The sequence below is a fragment of the Streptomyces sp. NPDC059679 genome (genome assembly GCF_042734105.1).
Classification (GTDB): Bacteria; Actinomycetota; Actinomycetes; order Streptomycetales; family Streptomycetaceae; genus Streptomyces.
Map to the genome: position 1 here is coordinate 93,217 of NZ_JBHWES010000003.1, position 14,940 is coordinate 108,156.

General features: G+C 72.2%; 13 protein-coding genes. 5 read left to right on the forward strand and 8 right to left on the reverse strand.

Annotation, left to right across the window (positions count from 1 at the left end):
- The first annotated feature begins 10 nt into the window (after positions 1–10).
- Positions 11–802: an SDR family oxidoreductase gene (locus tag ACFV2X_RS05335; RefSeq protein WP_385611690.1), complete on the forward strand. Its 792-nt coding sequence runs from the start codon at positions 11–13 to the stop codon at positions 800–802.
- Positions 799–1,713 carry an SDR family oxidoreductase gene (locus ACFV2X_RS05340; RefSeq protein ID WP_385611692.1) on the forward strand — a complete coding sequence of 305 codons (915 nt, stop codon included), beginning with the start codon at positions 799–801 and terminating at the stop codon, positions 1,711–1,713. The genes ACFV2X_RS05335 and ACFV2X_RS05340 overlap by 4 nt, the downstream gene beginning before the upstream one ends.
- Here ACFV2X_RS05340 and ACFV2X_RS05345 read toward each other — a convergent pair.
- Positions 1,708–2,769, reverse strand: a complete 1,062-nt coding sequence (locus tag ACFV2X_RS05345; protein WP_385611695.1) for an SGNH/GDSL hydrolase family protein — start codon at positions 2,767–2,769, stop codon at positions 1,708–1,710. The two genes, ACFV2X_RS05340 and ACFV2X_RS05345, sit on opposite strands and share 6 nt — an antisense overlap.
- 184 nt (positions 2,770–2,953) lie before the next feature.
- On the opposite strand from ACFV2X_RS05345, the gene ACFV2X_RS05350 reads away from it, so the two are divergent.
- Positions 2,954–4,888, forward strand: coding sequence for an ABC transporter ATP-binding protein (locus ACFV2X_RS05350; protein ID WP_385611697.1), 1,935 nt, complete (start codon positions 2,954–2,956; stop codon positions 4,886–4,888).
- On the opposite strand, the gene ACFV2X_RS05355 is transcribed toward ACFV2X_RS05350, so the two are convergent.
- Together ACFV2X_RS05355 and ACFV2X_RS05360 are read right to left on the reverse strand one after the other, a co-directional pair.
- A complete protein-coding gene (locus tag ACFV2X_RS05355) occupies positions 4,875–6,515 on the reverse strand; it encodes a B12-binding domain-containing radical SAM protein (RefSeq protein WP_385611700.1) in 1,641 nt (546 codons plus the stop codon). The two genes, ACFV2X_RS05350 and ACFV2X_RS05355, sit on opposite strands and share 14 nt — an antisense overlap.
- A 60-nt stretch (positions 6,516–6,575) precedes the next feature.
- Complete coding sequence (locus ACFV2X_RS05360; RefSeq protein ID WP_385611702.1) at positions 6,576–7,304, reverse strand: transketolase; 729 nt, start codon at positions 7,302–7,304, stop codon at positions 6,576–6,578.
- A 210-nt stretch (positions 7,305–7,514) separates the two neighbouring features.
- Between ACFV2X_RS05360 and ACFV2X_RS05365 the strand changes: the two genes are divergently transcribed.
- Both ACFV2X_RS05365 and ACFV2X_RS05370 read left to right on the forward strand, forming a co-directional pair.
- On the forward strand, positions 7,515–8,258 hold the full coding sequence (locus tag ACFV2X_RS05365; protein ID WP_385611704.1) for an isopentenyl transferase family protein: 744 nt from the start codon (positions 7,515–7,517) through the stop codon (positions 8,256–8,258).
- The gene (locus ACFV2X_RS05370; RefSeq protein ID WP_385611707.1) at positions 8,255–8,854 is read left to right on the forward strand and encodes a TIGR00730 family Rossman fold protein; all 600 of its coding nucleotides are present in this window, start codon (positions 8,255–8,257) and stop codon (positions 8,852–8,854) included. The genes ACFV2X_RS05365 and ACFV2X_RS05370 overlap by 4 nt, the downstream gene beginning before the upstream one ends.
- On the opposite strand, the gene ACFV2X_RS05375 is transcribed toward ACFV2X_RS05370, so the two are convergent.
- The 5 genes from ACFV2X_RS05375 to egtA all read right to left on the reverse strand — a co-directional run bounded on the left by ACFV2X_RS05375 (position 8,834) and on the right by egtA (position 14,706).
- On the reverse strand, positions 8,834–10,078 hold the full coding sequence (locus ACFV2X_RS05375) for a transglycosylase family protein (protein ID WP_385611709.1): 1,245 nt from the start codon (positions 10,076–10,078) through the stop codon (positions 8,834–8,836). The two genes, ACFV2X_RS05370 and ACFV2X_RS05375, sit on opposite strands and share 21 nt — an antisense overlap.
- A gap of 293 nt (positions 10,079–10,371) precedes the next feature.
- Entirely contained in the window at positions 10,372–11,337 is a 966-nt protein-coding gene (gene egtD / locus ACFV2X_RS05380; RefSeq protein ID WP_385611711.1) for an L-histidine N(alpha)-methyltransferase, read from the reverse strand.
- Positions 11,334–12,089 (reverse strand): ergothioneine biosynthesis protein EgtC, encoded by a 756-nt coding sequence (gene egtC, locus ACFV2X_RS05385; protein WP_385611713.1) that lies wholly within the window; start codon positions 12,087–12,089, stop codon positions 11,334–11,336. The genes egtD and egtC overlap by 4 nt, the downstream gene beginning before the upstream one ends.
- A 20-nt stretch (positions 12,090–12,109) precedes the next feature.
- Positions 12,110–13,444, reverse strand: coding sequence for an ergothioneine biosynthesis protein EgtB (gene egtB, locus ACFV2X_RS05390; protein WP_385611715.1), 1,335 nt, complete (start codon positions 13,442–13,444; stop codon positions 12,110–12,112).
- Positions 13,441–14,706 (reverse strand): ergothioneine biosynthesis glutamate--cysteine ligase EgtA, encoded by a 1,266-nt coding sequence (gene egtA / locus ACFV2X_RS05395; protein WP_385611717.1) that lies wholly within the window; start codon positions 14,704–14,706, stop codon positions 13,441–13,443. Before egtA ends, egtB begins: the two co-directional genes overlap by 4 nt.
- Positions 14,707–14,940 lie beyond the last annotated feature (234 nt).

A 14,940-nucleotide genomic window follows, 5' to 3' on the forward strand; every position in this document is an offset into this window, starting at 1 on the left:
GAGGTGTCACGTGGCCATCACCATCGACCTGTCCGGGCGCGTCGCGGTCGTCACCGGAGGGACGCGGGGCGTGGGGGCGGGGATCGCACGGTCGCTGCTCACCGCGGGCGCCGAAGTCGTGGTCTGCGCCCGCCGGCCAGGGGACCGGCCCGTCGAGGCCGCGGGCCGCACGGCCCGCTTCCTGCCGCTGGACGTGCGCGACGCGGACGCCGTCGGCGCCTTCTTCGAAGGGCTGCGCGGCTCGTACGGCCGGCTCGACCTCCTGGTCAACAATGCCGGAGGCAGCCGGTTCGGACTGCTCGCCGACTCCGGGCCGCGCCACGCGGCCCGCGTCGTCGAGCTGAACCTCATCGCCCCCCTGACCGTCTCCCACGCCGCCTACGAGGTGATGCGGCATCAGGAGCGCGGCGGCTCCATCGTGATGATCGGCAGTGTCAGCGGGACCCGCCCGTCGCCCGGCACCGCCGCCTACGGAGCCGCCAAGGCGGGCCTCGCCAACCTCACCCACTCCCTGGCCGTCGAGTGGGCCCCTGCGGTCCGGGTCAACACCGTCGTACTAGGCATGGTCCGCACCGAACTGTCCCATCTGCACTACGGCGACGAGGCCGGGCTCGCCGCCGTCGGCCGCACCATCCCCCTCGGGAGGCTGGGCGAACCGGACGAGGCGGGCGACGCCTGCGTCTTTCTCGCCTCCGACCTCGCCGCGTACATCAGCGGCGCCGCCCTGTGCGTCCACGGCGGCGGCGAGCGCCCGGCGTTCCTCGATGCCGCCAACGTCAATGAGCAGGAGGACCCAAGATGACCGGACTGTGCGCCGGACGCGTCGCCGTCGTCACCGGAGCGGGCCGCGGCCTGGGCCGCGCACACGCACTGGCCCTCGCCGCCGAGGGGGCCAACGTCGTCGTCAACGACCTCGGCGTGGCCCTGGACGGCGCGGCGGGCCAGGGGAGCCCGGCCCAGGATGTCGCCGACGAGATCCGGGCGCTGGGCGGCGAAGCGGTCGCGCACGGCGGCGACATCGCCACCACCGACGGCGCGGCCTCCCTCATCGCCACCGCCCTCGACACCTACGGCCGGCTCGACGCCCTCGTCAACAACGCCGGCTTTCTGCGCGACCGCATGCTGATCAACCTGGACGAGGACGACTGGGACGCGGTGCTGCGCGTCCACCTCAAGGGCCACTTCCTGCCGCTGCGGCACGCCGCCGCCCACTGGCGCGCCGAGACGAAGGCGGGCCGCGCCCGGGCCGCCCGCGTGGTCAACACCAGCTCGGGGGCGGGGCTGCTGGGCAGCGTCGGCCAGGGCAACTACTCCGCCGCCAAGGCCGGGATCGTGGGGCTGACCCTCGTGGCCGCCGCCGAGCTCGGCCGCTACGGCGTCCAGGTCAACGCCATCGCCCCGGCCGCCCGCACCCGGATGACCGAGCGGGCCTTCGCCGAGACCATGGCCGCCCCGGACCAGGGCGGCGCCTTCGACGCGATGGCCCCCGAGAACGTCGCACCGCTCGTCGTCTGGCTCGCCTCCGCCGACAGCGCGGGCGTCACCGGCCGGGTCTTCGAGGCCGAGGCCGGGCGTATCACCGTCATGGAGGGCTGGCGGCCGGGCCCGACCGCCGACAAGGGCGCCCGCTGGACCCCGGCCGAGGCGGGCGACGCCGCCCGGAAGCTGCTCGCCGCCGCGGAGCCGCCGCTGCCGGTGTACGGGGCGTCATGAGCTCGCCGCGACCTTCGGTGCACATCCCGCGTGGCGCAGGGCCGCCAGGAAGCGGGCGGCGAAGACGGGGTGGCCCGCGGGCGCGGGGTGCAGCCGGTCCAGGCCCTCTGGTTCCAGCAGCAGCCGCGTACAGCTGGGCCCGAACACCTTCGGACCGTGGATGTAGTGCAGATTCGTATCCCCGTGCGCACGCAGCAGCTCGACCGCGCGCCGTATGTGCGCCCGGCACTCGCGCATCGTCATACCGGAGGGCCCCGGCACCTCCTCCCGCTCGGGCGCGACGATGTTCGACATCACGGCGAACGGGGTCGTGGGATGCCCCTCGCGCACCGTCGTGACGAAGCCGACCAGCGCCGAGGCCAGCGAGTCGCGGTTGTGGCTGCCCAGCGCCTGGATGTTGATCCCGACGCAGACGGTGAGCACATCGGCCGGCAGGTCCCGCATCAGCCGCGCGGTCATCGGCTGAAGCTGGCAGGCCGCGCCCAGCGCCAGTGAGGTCAGCTCCCAGCCGGCGCGCCGGGCCACCAGGGCGGCCCACGTCCGGCTCGGGGAGGCCGCGCCGCGCCCCTGCGAGATGGAGCTGCCGTAGTGCACCCAGCGCGGCCGCCCGACGCCGCCGTCACGCTCGACCGCCGCGCCCGCGTCCAGCGCCACCTCGCACAGCCGGAACTGATGGTAGAAGGGCAGCCACAGCTCGACCGCGGCCATCCGCCCCGGCAGGCCGTCGACCCGGAACTCCGCGTCCCCGCCGTGCGTCTGGAGCTCGACGGTGGCCGAGTGCCGCCCCTCGCAGAGCACATCCAGCCGCGCCACCTCCGGCGGGCCGTTGAGCTTCGGAGCGGGATCCGCCTGATAGCGGCAGGTCAGCCCGGTGCTGTCGGTACGCAGGCCCACCCGCACCCCCGACGGCATCGCCGCCCGCCCCAGCCCGCCCTCGGGCAGATACAGCGCCGCCTCCGGATGCGGCAGCCGCCACGGCGCGGTCCAGCCGGGGCCCCGTTGCAGCGATACCGCCCCCCGGTAACACAGCCGTGGGTCGTCGTGGGCCAGACGCACGCCGCACTCTCCTCCGCTTTCCGGCTCGGGGAAGGGCGCGCACCCCGCCCCACCGCGGGCGCACCATGCCCCACACCTCGCACATCGTGCCACGGAGCGCGGCCGAGGCCGACTGGAAATGCATCGCGGACGGACCCTCCGCTACGACAGACTGACGCGGTGCCTACGCGGAGGGGGTGGTGCGATGCCGTGGCCGCGGCGACGCAAGCGACAGGCCACTGACGAGACATCGGAGTCCGAACAACTGCTCTTCGGCGGACGGCTCCGGTACGACATGGGATTCAGCCGCTACGACGACGCCTATCTGCATCTGTCGTTGTGGGCGATGGCTCGCAGGCTCCCGCGCCTGGTGGGCTCCACCGTACGGCTCGCCTGGGCCGCCGACCGCAGGGCGCTGCAAACGGTCGCGGCGGCGGAGATCGGCCAGGGGATCGGCCAGGCGTTCAGCCTGGTCGCGGTGAACGACGCGCTGGCGGCCCTGCTGTCCGACGGGGCGACCGCCGACCGGCTGCACAGCGCACTGCCGTCGCTGATCGTGGTCGGCGTGGTGGCGGTCCTCGGCGCGCTGCTGGCCTCGGCCTCGACGGCCGGGACCGGCCGACTCGAGCCGAAGGTCGAACGGGTCGCGACCGAGCGGTACTTGGAGTGCGCGGCCCGTGTGGAGCTCTCCGCCATCGAGGACGCGGAGTTCCACCGGCTGCTGGACTCCGCCCAATACGGGGCCTCCTCGGCCCGGCGCATGGTCAAGTACTGCGTGGCGGTGGTCAACGGACTGCTCGCCGTCGTCGCCGCCGCCGGAGTGCTGACCGTTCTGCACCCCGTGCTGCTGCCCCTGCTGGTGCTCATCGCCCTGCCGCGCAGCTGGAGCTCGCTGCGCATCGCCCGCCGCCGCTATCTCTCCTTCCACACCATGATCGAGCACGCCCGCGCGGGCCATCTGCTCAGCCGGCTGCTCACCGAGCGCGAGGCGGCGCAGGAGGTCCGGGTGCACGGCGTCGGCGGCTTCCTGCTGCGGCACTTCCGCCGGATGTCGGAGTCCGCGGAGGCGGAGCAGACCCGGTTGGCCGACGCCGCGGCCGGCACCGAGCTGATCGCCGCGACGCTCACCGGCGCGGCGACCCTCGCCACCTACTCGGCGCTCGCCGGGCTGCTGCTCTCCGGCGGCATGGAGCTGTCCGTCGCGGGCACCGCGGTCATCGCGATCCGCACCGGTTCGCAGAACCTGTCCACCCTGGTGCTCCAGCTCAACCAGCTCTACGAGGAGATGCTGTTCGTCCAGGACCTCGACCGGCTGTGCGAGGACGCAGAGCGGTACGCCATCCCCGAGGGCGGGCTGCCGCTGCCCGAGGAGCCGGAGGAGATCCGCTTCGACTCCGTCTCCTTCACCTATCCCGGCAGCGACCGGCCCGCCCTGGACAAGGTCAGCCTCACCATCCCCGGCGGAGGCGTGGTGGCCCTCGTCGGCGAGAACGGATCCGGTAAGTCCACCCTGGTCAAGCTGCTCGCCGGGCTCCATCTGCCGGACTCGGGGCGCATCCTGTGGGAGGGCACCGATATCGCGGAGGCCGACCGCGAACAGCTCTTCTCCCGGATCGCCATGGTCAACCAGGACTTCAAGCGCTGGCCGTTCACCGCCAAGGCGAACGTCGCGATCGGCAGCCCGCAGAGTCCCATCCGTGCCGAAGCCCTGGACCGCGCGGCGGCCTACGCCGGGGCCGACGACATCGTCGCCGGGCTGCCGCACGGCTGGGACACCCTGCTGGCCCGGGAGTTCCGCGGCGGCCACCAGCTCTCCGGTGGCCAGTGGCAGCGGCTCGGCATCGCCCGCGCCCGCTACCGCACCGCGCCCGTGCTGCTGGTCGACGAGCCCACCTCGGCGCTCGACGCCCGCGCCGAGCTGGCCGTCTTTGAGCAGATCCGCGCCCTCGCGGGGGAGGGACAGACCGTCGTGCTGATCACCCACCGGCTGGCGTCCGTCCGGCACGCCGACCTCATCCACGTCCTCCACGAGGGGCGGCTCGCCGAGTCGGGCACCCCCCAGGAGCTGCTGGACCGGGGTGGCATCTACGCCGAGCTGTTCCATCTGCAGGCCTGCCAGTACGACCTCAGCGGGCCGTGACCACCCCATGTCCGGCGAGGCCGGAGAGGAGGCGATCCCTGCGGCGCATGGCCTCGGCCGGGTCGCGGACGTCGGCGCTCAGCATCCCGAGACGGTCCACCAGCTTCTCGACCGCCGCGTTCTGCGCGGGGGAGCGGTCGGGGAGCAGCGGGGACTCGAAGCCGTGCTGCCACACCCTGGCGATCGCGTGGTCGTTCTTCCAGCGCACCTCGCGCAGGGTCTCCAACTGCAGTTGGGCGGCGGTGCGGCTGTCCATGCCGTGGTGGGTCCAGTCCTCCGCCTCGCCGTCCAGGTCGAACACCTCGAGACCGAAGCGGTCGGCCTCCTGCCAGATCGGCATGGTCTCGTCGTTCATCATGAAGACGTAGAGCGCGAACTGGCCGGAGTACTCCGACACCAGGAACCGCCTGGTGTCCTCGAAGAGTTCGGGGGTCTCACCGGGATAGCCGACGATGAACGAGACGAAGGAGTGGATCGAGCTGTCCCGCAACAGCTCGAAGGCCATCCGGTTGGCGCGCGCCTTGACCTGTTTGTGCATATAGCCCAGCGTGGTGTCGTTCATCGACTCGAAGCCGATGGACAGCGCGCGGCAGTGGGCCCGCTCCAGATCGTCCACGACGCTCCGGTCGCGGATCGAGTTGGCGCGCGTATACGCCTCCCAGCCCACGTCCGCCTCCGCCAGCAGCGGCAGCAGCGCGCGCAGCCGGGTCGGCGGCACGGTGAAGGTGGAGTCCAGGGCCTTGATGTACTCGGCGCCGTTCTCCCGGCGGTAGCGCAGGAAGTCGTCGGCGATCTTCTGGGCCGACTTGTAACGCCACTTCGGCGACGCGGCGGGGAAGGAGCAGTACTTGCAGCTGAACGGGCAGCCCCGCATGGACTCGTAGGGGACGACCGGGAGCGTACCCACCGGGCCGGGCGAGGGCAGCGCGTCCAGATCGACGTACTCGATCCTGGTCATGCGCACCCGGTCCGTATCGGGGTCGCGCCACACCAGGTTGGGTACATCGGCGACATCGCCCTTGTTGCGCAGGGCGCGCAGCAGAGCGGGCAGGGCGGCTTCGGCGTCACCGCGGACGATGTACCGGACGAAGGGGTGCTCGGTCAGGATCCGCTGGAACTTGAGGTTGCTGTACTGCCCGCCGAGCACCAGGACCGCGGTGGGGAATCGTTCCTCCACCCAGGCGACGGCCTTGGCGAGGGTGCGGCGGTCCCAGATGAACGTGGTCGAGAGCAGCACGATGTCCACGTCGGTCGGGGGTTCCACCGCGGACCCGGTCCAGATCCGCTCGATCGGGAACACCTCGTGGTCGACCCCGGCGGCCAGCAGGATCGACTGCAGGGTGAAAGTGGTCAGATGGGGCGCTTTGCCCGGCTCGGCTTCCTCCCCGGCGGGGGCAGTGAGGCGTACGGAGCTGACCGCGCGGGCCCGGCCGCCGGCGCGCCTGGGGCGCAGCAGGGGCCGGCCCGTTCCGTCCGCCGTGCGCAGGAGGGAGAGGTCGAACACGTTGGGCCGCCCGGCGGCCGCGCGGTGGCCCTCGGGGGCCAGTAACGCCTGGAACGAGGAGCCCTCCAGAAGCTTCTTGTTCGGTACTTCCGGCCCCATGCCGGAGATCAGGAGAACGTTCATCGGCTTCCTCCCCGGGAAGTGATGTGCTGTCGTGATGCCTTCAGCGCGGGCGTGACTCCTTCAGCGCAGGAAGGCCCTGACCGTCGCGGCGATGCCGGCCTCGTCGAGCCCATGGGCGCCCGGCTCGGTGTCGTGCCAGGGGAGGCCGAGGGCGCGGAGCCGGTGCGGGACGTTGACCAGGGTCTCGGCGACACAGTGCGCCGAGGTCCCGGCCAGACAGGGCTCGACCAGGACGACATCGGCCCGGTCGGCGGCCAGCACCGCCGTGCGCAGGCCGACCGCGTCGAAGGGGCGGATGGTCGAGGCGTAGAGGATGGTCAGATCGAGACCGGCGGTGGCGCGCACCACCGCGTCCAGCGTGGGGCCGACGGCCAGCACCACACCGCCCGCGCCGAGCCTGACGACCTCGAACGACCCCGAAGCGCCGCCGTGCGGCTCGGCGTTGCCCTGCTCGGGCAGTCTGAGGTACGTACTCCCGTCACCGGCCACGGCCTCCCGCATCAGCCGCCCGACCTCGTCGGGGTGTCCCGGCACATGAACGCTCCAGCCGGGGAGCGCGGCGAACAGCGCCACGTCCTGTGGCGCGGTGTCGTACGAGGCGCCGTAACCGACCAGCACCGTACGCGCCTCGGGGCGGCCGAGAACCGGCCCGAGCTGTTCCAGCACGCGCTCGACGGGCGCAGCGAGATCGATGGGGACCGATCCGGCCAGGGCCGAGAGCGTGTCCGGATCCCAGCCCTTGCCGAATCGATCGAGAATTGGTGACGGCGGATCCGAAAGTCGAGTCATGCCCGGTCCTCTCGTGAATACCGTTCGGGCTGCCGTGAGAATGGTGCGATCCGGAGTGTGGCGTGGAGCAAGTAAGGGCGGCGTTAAATATTCAACCTTTAATTACTTGCCCATTCGTTTACTGTATTGATGCCTTGGCTAGGGATGCGCACGAGGCGGCCGGGGTTACGGTGATTGACCGTCAGGAAGGTTGCGGCGGAGGGGATTTCAATGGCTGGATCACCTGGCGGAAGCCCGCAGTTCGTGCATGTCATCGCAGGGCCCACCGGCGTCGGGAAGAGCGCGGCCGCCACCGCGCTGGCCCGGATCACGGGCGCGCCGATCGTGGTGGCCGACCGGATCCAGTGCTTCACCGACCTGGCCACCACCAGTGCCCGGGCCGGCGAGGAGACGGTCGAGGTGGAGCGCTCCTGGCTGGGCGACCGGACCGTCGCCGACGGCGACTACCCGTCCGAGGAGGCGGCGGACGCGCTCGTCCGCAGGCTGGCGGAGCTCGGCGAGCGCCATCGGTTCGTGATCGTCGAAGGCGGTTCCATATCGCTGCTGCGGGATTTCGCGGAGCGGCTGCCGGATCTCCCCTACCGGCTGACGGTACGGCTGCTGCACATCCCGGACCGGGAGGGATATGTGGTCCGGCTGGCGCGCAGGGCGCGCCGGATGCTGGCCCCAGGGGGATCGCGGACCAGCATGCTCGAAGAGCTGGCCGCCCTGTGGGAAAGTCCGGACCACCGCTTCTTCGCGGCATCCGTCAACGGGCTCGAAGCGATTCTGGAATGGTGCGCCACGTATTCGGTGAGGGTGGAGTCCCTGGCCTCATATGAGCTCTCCGAAGCACAACTGGAGAAGATGGCGTGGATGGTGGCGGAACGCCATGCCGAACACGGAATTCTGCAGGAAAGAATCTTCTCGAAAGTTTTCGACGGAATGCCTTCGGCCGTTTATGGCCCGGCGTGAGCGCGGACGCGCGGCTGCGCCGGATCACGGTTTTCTGCGGGGCCTCTTCCGGCTGCCGCCCGGTCCATCTGCGGGCGGCGGCCGAGTTCGGCCGGGCCGTGGCCGAGGCCGGGCTCGAGCTGGTCTACGGAGGGGCTCGGGTGGGCCTGATGGGGGCCGTGGCCGACGCCGCCCTGTGCGGGGGCGCCGCTGTCACGGGCGTCATCCCGCGGCACCTGGCGCGCCACGAGATCCGCCACACCGGTCTCACCCGGCTCCTGGTCGTCGAGGACATGCATCAGCGCAAGGCGCGCATGGCGGAACTCGGCGATGCCTTCGTCGCCTTGCCGGGCGGGCTCGGCACCGCCGAGGAGTTCTTCGAGGCGCTGACATGGGCTCAGATCGGGCTGCACGACAAGCCGTGCGCCGTCCTCGACACCGACGGCTTCTACCAGCCCCTGCTCGCCTTCCTCGCCCACGCCGCGGCCGAAGGGTTCGTGTCGCGCCGCGACGTGGACGGCATCGTGGTCTGCGAGCGGCCCGGGGACCTCCTGCCCCGGCTCGCCGCGCGCGCCCGCTCAGCCTGCTCGGCCTGCTCAGATGGAGACGCCGTGTGAGCGCAGATAGGCCAGCGGATTGATATCGGAGCCGTAACCGGGGCCGGTGCGGATCTCGAAGTGCAGATGCGGACCGGTGGCGTTGCCCGTCGAGCCGCTGCGGCCCACCTGCTGGCCGCCGCCCACCTGCTGGCCCGCCCGGACGGACAGCTGCGACAGATGGGCGTACTGGCTGTACCGGCCGTCCGGGTGCTGGATGACCACCTCGTAGCCGTATGCGTCGGCCCACCCCGCCGAGACCACCCGGCCGGCACCGACGGCCTTGACCGAGGTGCCGATGCCCACGGGGAAGTCGATGCCGGTGTGATAGCCGCTCGACCAGCTGCCCCCGGCCGCGCGGTACGCCGTGCTCGGACCGACCCCGCTGACCGGGGCGGTGAACTCCGAGGTGCCGGCGGGCTTCTTGGCGGCGGGCTTGTGGGGCGTCCGGTGGTGGCGGTCCGGCTTGGCGGCCTTCGACGGCCGCTCGGCCTTCGGCTTCGCCTTGGCTTTGGGCTCGGCTTTGGGTTCGTGCTTCGCCTTGGGCTTGGCCTTGGCCTTGGCCCCGGAGTCGTTCAGAGAGAGCTTCTGACCTGGGAAGATCAGATCCGGGTCGCCGCCGACGGTCTCGCGGTTGGCCTGGTAGATCGTCTGCCAGCCGCCGTCGACATCGTGCCGCTTGGCGATCCGGGTCAGCGTGTCGCCGCTGATGACCACGTACGCGCTGTCCTTGGCCGGTGTGCGGCCCGGGAGGCTGGTGGGCGTCGGCGTGTCGCGCTTGGTCTGCGGGGTGCGGTCGGCCTGCTGGTGTGTCGTCGCCGACGCGCCCGCGGCCTTGGCCCTGGGCGCGCTCTGCGGGGCGGCGTCGGCTCGGGTCAGGCCGGCCCGCCCCGAGCAGTTCGGCCAGGCGCCGGGGCCCTGGGCGTCGAGCACCTTCTCGGCGACGGCTATCTGCTGGTCCTTGGTGGCCAGGTCGGCCCGGGGTGCGTACGCGGACCCGCCGTACGCCTCCCAGGTGGACTGGGTGAACTGCAGGCCTCCGTAGAAGCCGTTGCCGGTGTTGATGTCCCAGTTCTCGGTGGACTCGCAGTGGGCGACCTTCTCCCAGGTCTCCCCGGAGGCCGCGCCCGCCCCGGCCGCACCGACCAGCGGCAGGGCGATACCGGCGCCGCCCGCGGTGACGCTGAGCGAGGCGCGGGAGATGCGGTTGGGCTTGTAGCGGCGGTGGCGTCCGCGTAAGGCCATGGACGGCTCCTTCTCATGCGCCTTCGCGGCGCGCTGCCGGGCGCGCCAAAGATTAAGGGTGTGGATTTCGCCACATCAAGAGGGAGTTGGGGCACGGTTGAAGGCCGCAACGCGCTGCGCTGCGGCCTCACCGCTGGAGAGTGACGTGGATCACATTATTTCGGTCGGTGTTGTGGGTGGAACGGAGTGTAGTGATTTCAACAGGGCGTGGTGACAGCGGAGTTGCGCGCCCCTGGCGCCGGTGGGTGCGCCCCGAGACTGAGCGGGGAGGAGGGCGACCCGGCGCTCAGCCCCTACGCCCGGACCGCGAGCGACAGCGCGAACCGCCCCTCGCTGTCGGTCCACCACCGCCGCGGCTGGAGCCCCGCCGCGGTGAGCTCCGCCCGCACCCGCTCCTGGCGGAACTTCGCGGAGACCTCGGTGCGGATCTCCTCCCCGGCCGCGAGGTGCACCGCGAGGTCCAGCGCCGGGATTTTCGCGGTGATGGCACTGCGGGCCCGCAGCCGCATCTCGATCCACTCGTGCTCGGCGTCCCACAGCGCCACATGGTCGAAGTCCGCCGGGTCGAAGTCCGCGCCCAACTCCCGGTCGAGGACGGCCAGCACATTCTTGTTGAACTCCGCCGTGACGCCCTGAGCGTCGTCGTACGCGGCCACCAGCGTGGCCTCGTCCTTGACCAGGTCGGTGCCCAGCAGCAGCGCGTCGCCGGGCGCCAGCAGGGCGCTGACCGAGGTGAGGAACCCGGCCCGCTCAACGGGCAGCAGATTGCCGATGGTGCCGCCGAGGAACGCCACCAGGCGCGGGCCCGGCGTACCCTGCGGAAGGGCAAGCCCCTCCAGGAAGTCGGCGACGAGCGCGTGCACCGTCAGCTCCGGATGCTCGGCGAGCAGGGCGCGCCCCGCGAGGGTCAGTGCGCTCTCGCTCACGTCCACGGGTACATAGGCATGCAGATCCGGCAGTGCGCGGAGCAGATGGCGGGTCTTCTCGGAGGAGCCGGAACCCAGCTCGACGAGGGTACGGGCGCTGGTCGCGGCGGCGATCTCCGCGGCCCGGGCGACCAGGATCTCCCGCTCCGCGCGGGTCGGGTAGTACTCGGGCAGCTCGGTGATCCGCTCGAACAGCTCGCTTCCGCGGGCGTCGTAGAACCACTTCGGCGGCAGCTGTTTGGGGGTCCGGGTAAGCCCCTCGGCCACATCGGCGCGCAGCGCGGCGGCTGTGGCGTCGGCGGGCAGGGTACGGGTGATGGTGAAGGGGCTCACAGGGAAGCCTCCTTGAGTGCGGTGAGCTGAACATCGGAGCGGGTGGCGGTGAGCAGGGTGCGGTCGGGGACGTCGGTCCAGCGCGGGTCGTCGTCGTACGGCTCGGAGGCGACCACCACGCTGTGACCCGGATCGGCCAGATAGCTGAGGGTGTCGCCCCAGGTAGTGGCGGCGATGGTCTCGCCGTCCGTGAGCAGCAGATTCAGCCGCGACCCGGGCGCCGAAGCGGCCACTGTGCCGGTGGTCTCGCCCAGTGCCGCGGGCAGGTCGTGGCCCAGGCGCAGCCGATGCAGCGTGAGCGCCCACAGGAACGCCGCGTCGCAGCGCGCCTCCAGCCGCAGCAGATCGGCGGGCGGCAGGGTGGTGACGAGGTCGGCCACGGAGTGGGGCCAGTCCTCGACCCTGCCGTTGTGGCTGAACAGCCAGGCCCCCGAGGCGAAGGGGGCGGCGCCCGCCTCCCCGTCGGCGCTCGCCTCCGAGGCGTTGCGCACGGCGGCCAGCAGCGAGCCGGTCCGGATCACCCGGGCCAGATCGGTGAACGACGGATCGGCCCAGATGGGCCCGGCGCGCCGGTAGCGGGCGGCCACCGGGTCACCCTCCGCGTACCAGCCGACGCCGAACCCGTCGGCGTTCATCCGGCCGTGCCGTTGCCGCCGTGGCTCGTACGACTGGCGGTACAGCCCGTGCGGGGGCGCGATGAGGAGTTCCCCCACGGGGGTGTTGGGTCCGAGATAGGCGAGATGCCGGCACATCGGCATCACCCCCTTCCGGTTCACGCTTCCCCGGGCGCCGCGTCGCGCGCGGTGCGGAAGCCCGAAAAGATCTGACGGCGTATCGGCAGGTCCCAGTTGCGGAAGGTGCCGCGGCAGGCGACCTGGTCCACGGCGAAGGAGCCGCCGCGCAGCACCTTGTACGCGTCACCGAAGAAAACCTCCGAGTACTCGCGGTACGGAAAGGCCCGGAACCCCGGGTAGGGCAGGAAGTCGCTGGCCGTCCACTCCCATACGTCGCCGATCAGCTGCCGGACGCCGAGCGGCGAGGCACCGCGCGGATAGCTGCCGGCCGGGGCCGGCCGCAGATGGCGCTGGCCCAGGTTGGCGTGGACCGGGGTGGGGTCGGCGTCGCCCCAGGGGTAGCGCCGGGACCGGCCGTCGGCCGGATCGTGCCGGGCGGCCTTCTCCCACTCCACCTCGGTGGGCAGCCGCCGGCCCGCCCAGCGGGCGTAGGCGTCGGCCTCGTACCAGCTCACATGCACCACGGGCTCATCGGGCAGCACCGGCTCCGTCACGCCGAACCGCCGGCGCAACCACTGCCCGCCCTCGCGCCGCCAGAACAGCGGCGCGGTGAGGCTGTGCTCGCGGATGTGGCGCCAGCCCGCCTCGGTCCACCAGCGCCGCCGCTCGTAGCCGCCGTCCTCGATGAACCGCGCGTAGGCGCCGGCCGTGACCGGGGTGGTGTCCATGAAGAAGGCGGGGACCACCCGCCGGTGGGCCGGGCGCTCGTTGTCCAGGGCCCAGGGCTCGGTGGAGGTGCCCATGGTGAACGAGCCACCGGGGATCAGCACCTCCGCCGGCAGCGCGGTGCCGTTCGCGGTGTCCGGCGGTGGCGGGGCGGTGAGCGCGGCGGGCCCCTGGCGCAGCTGGTGGGTGATGAGCATCGTCTCGTCGTGCTGCTGCTCGTGCTGCGCGATCATGCCGAACGCGAAGGCGGCGTCGACCAGCGGCCCGCCCCGCAGCGGGATCCGCTCGAGCACATCGAGCACCCGGCCGCGTACATCGGCCACGTATCCGCGGGCCTCGGCGGGCGGCAGCAGCGGCAGCGAGGGCCGCTTGGCGCGCGGGTGCTCGAAGGCGTCGTACACCGAGTCGATCTCGGGCCGCAGCGCCTCCTGCCCGGCGACCGCGCGCAGCAGCCACTGCTCCTCCTGGTTGCCGATGTGGGCCAGGTCCCAGACCAGCGGTGACATCAGCGGGGAGTGCTGGGCGGTGAGGTCGTGTTCGTCGACGCAGGTGGTGAGGGTGCCGGTGCGTTCGCGCGCGCGCCGCAGCGCCGCTGTGGCGCTGCGGCGCAGCGCCTCGGGGTCGGTGTCGGGGCCGGGAGCGGTCATGGCCGGTACTCCTTCCCGGTGACGGGGGTGAGCAGATCGTCGGCGGGACACCGGCCGCGGGCGACATAGCGGTCGGTGAAGGCGGCGACGGCGGAGGTGATGGCGGGGGAGGCTCCGAGCCGGGGCAGCGCCTCCAGGGCCGTGGTGAAGCAGACGGTCGCGGCGGCGCGCAGTTCGGGGTCGGCGAGGGCGTGGCGGGCGGCGGAGCGCCACAGCGGATTGGCGGGCGCGGGCTCCGGGCCCGCCGTTTCGGCGAGGGGCTTCACCACGCGGTAGACGGTCTCCGTCGCCTCAGGGTCGTCGAAGAGGGCCACGGTGACGGCGAGCGGGACGATCCAGCCGTCGTCGCCGCGCTGCGCGTCGATCATGCGCAGCTCCAGATGGCCGCGGGGGCGTACGGGCGGGAAGAGGGTCGATATGTGGTAGTCGAGGTCGTCCCGGGTGGGCGGCCGGGGCGCGCCGGTGCGGACCCAGTCGCGGAAGGTGAGCCCGTACGGCACGGCCCACGCCTCCTCGCCGTCCCGGATGGCCATCACGGGCGCGTCCAGCACATACCCGGCCCAGGCGGCCCGCAGGTCCGGGCCGGCAGGTGGCGCCAGCGTCCGGCCCGGGTCCATCGCGGTCCACAGGGCCTGCCGCGTCGAGCGGTAGCCGGTGGGCGCGCCCTGGCGCAGGGGAGAGTTGGCGAAGGCGGCGGTCAGCACGGCCCCCAGCAGGTGGGCCAGCCGCCAGCGCCGCCCGACGCCGAGCGGTCCCGGCTCGTCGTGGCCGGCGTCCACACACACCTGCACGGAGGCGGTGTTGCACATCATGGAACGCCCGGCCGGTCCACGGCGGTCGAAGTAGCTCTCCATCGTGGCGTAGCGGGGAGTGGCGAGAAAGCGGCGTGGCGGGCGCCAGGGGTCGTGCCCGTGGCCGGCGATGCCCAGGCCGAGGCGGGCGAGGAGCGGGCGTACGAGCGCCAGATCGGCGGCGGCGGACTCCACCAGGGCGGTGAGCGAGCCGGCCGGGAGGGAGCTGAGCTCCAGCTGGCCGCCCGGTTCGAAGGTGAGGCTGGACCGGAGCGGCAGTTCGCGCAGTGCGGTGACCGCGGCCTCCAGCCGGGCGGTCTCCACGGGGTGTGCGGGGTGGTGCACATCGTGTACGAGCCATTCGAGCTCGACACCGAACCGCCGGGGCGGTCCGGTCTTGAAACAGATGCCGCGTATTCGGGCCTCTGTCTCGGCTTCGTTGATCGCCTGGTTGTCGGGCACAGTCGTCATCTCCCGTCCCGTGTGGATGGGCTCGGTTCGCGCGCCTTTTTGGGCTGCTACGAGCCGCGTTGCCGCTGCCCACCCTCACCTGTCGGTGGCGTCTGACTCAAGGGCCCATCCAGCCTCAGGGCCCGTCCAGCGTCGCACAAGAGTGCATCCGTCGCCCGGCGGAGTGATCCGGACGCGCCCCGCCGGACGGTTCCGCTGGTCGTACCGACTGGTTAGTATGCGCTCGGCGCGGGG